Annotated in this window: 1 protein-coding gene; it reads left to right on the top strand. The window is 46.0% G+C overall.

The features are described 5' to 3' along the window. Positions 1–1467 (top strand): WD40 repeat domain-containing protein (locus KDK16_RS10465; RefSeq protein WP_257276026.1); only part of this gene is annotated, 1467 nt, incomplete at its 5' end. Positions 1468–1656: the final 189 nt, after the last annotated feature.

Here is a 1656-nt window from a genome sequence, read left to right as displayed (position 1 = left end):
AATTCATACATTAACAACACGCTCAAAAATGATGATTCAATGGCAAGGGCATGGTATCGCCAGCTTTCTTCATCACACCAGGCTCTAATAAAGTCGAGTGTCACTGCAAAAGATAAAGATGAACTCCAGAAATGGTTGAAGCGTTTTACAAAGGATGAGGCATTAGTCAATTCAGTCATGGATCGCCATGGGAGTATTCATTTTCCTGCACTGTTCTTTTCCACTCTCACCAAACTGATGTCCGAATGTAAAACATTTAAATTAGAGATTAAAGCCAGCATCCCCTGTAGTAGTTCAAAGAACTCAGCTACCTTCAGCGCTGATGGCCGCCACCTGATGATCGCCTGTGACGATAAAACATGGAAAATCTATGGCCGGGAGCGCAATGGATCGTGGAAAGAAAAAACGACCATTTCCCATGACGACATTGTCTTCTCAGCCACCTTGAGCGCCGATGGTCGCTATGCAGTGACCGCCAGTAAAGATGGCAAGGCGAAAATCTACGGCCAGAAGGACGATGGGTCATGGGTAAAAAAAGCCGTTATTCGCCACGATTGTTTTGTCCTGTCAGCAACCTTCAGCAGCGATGGCCGCCATGTGGTGACCGCTGGCAATGATGGCAAAGCGAAAATCTATAGCAAGAAAGACGATGGGGCATGGATAGAAACAGCCATTATTTCCCATGATAAATCGGTCGACCAAGCCACCTTCAGCGCCGATGGTCGCCATTTGTTGACCTTCAGTAGCGATGACAAGCTGAGAATCCATGGCTTGGAGGCCGATGGCTCATGGGAAGAAAAAGCCATCATTCGCCGCGATCGTTATGTCAATTCGGCCACCTTCAGCGCCGATAGCCGCCATGTGTTGACCTCCAGAGACTATTGCAGGGCGATCATCTACGACAAGAAAGACGATGGATCATGGGAAGAAAAAGCCACTATTTCCTATGAAAACAGGGGCAACTCAGCCAAATTCAGCTCCGATAGCCGCCATTTCATCATCTGCAGTAGTTATAAAATGGCAAAAATCTATGGGCAGAAGGACGATGGATCATGGGAGGAAAAAATGACCATTTCCCATGATGATGTGTTCATTTTTTCAGCAACCTTTAGCGTCGATAGCCGCCATGCGATCACCTGCGGTAAAGATAACAAGGTGAAAATCTATAGCCGGAAGGACAACGGATCCTGGGAAGAAAAAACTATCATTTCCGTTGTTTGTGTCATATCAGCAACCTTTAGCGTCGATGGCAGCCATGTGGTCACCTCCAGTATTGATGGTGAGGCGAGAATTTATGGCCTGGAGAGCGATGGATCATGGAAAGAAAGAGACATCATTACCCACCGCAAAGGGATCAGGTCAGCTACCTTCAGCACCGATGGCCATCTGTTGACCATCAATGGCAATAACAGGGCGAATATCAGTGAACTATGGATGATTGACCGATCGTTTACTGTCACTCATTGACCCAACCCCACATTATTCTTCTGCAACAGAAACCCGCTTTCTACTCATTGGTCATTTTCCCGGATCAACGTCCTGTTTAACTGTTAGTTTCACTGACATCAATGTTATGAACTTTCATGCTAAAACCGACTCTAAGCCGCAGAATCAATTTTGAATATCCCTGCCAACCAGGGAAAACAACAACTTTTA

The sequence above is a fragment of the Endozoicomonas sp. SESOKO4 genome (assembly GCF_024606275.1).
Note: the sequence above shows the minus strand (reverse complement) of the source record. Positions and strands in the feature narration are given on the sequence as shown.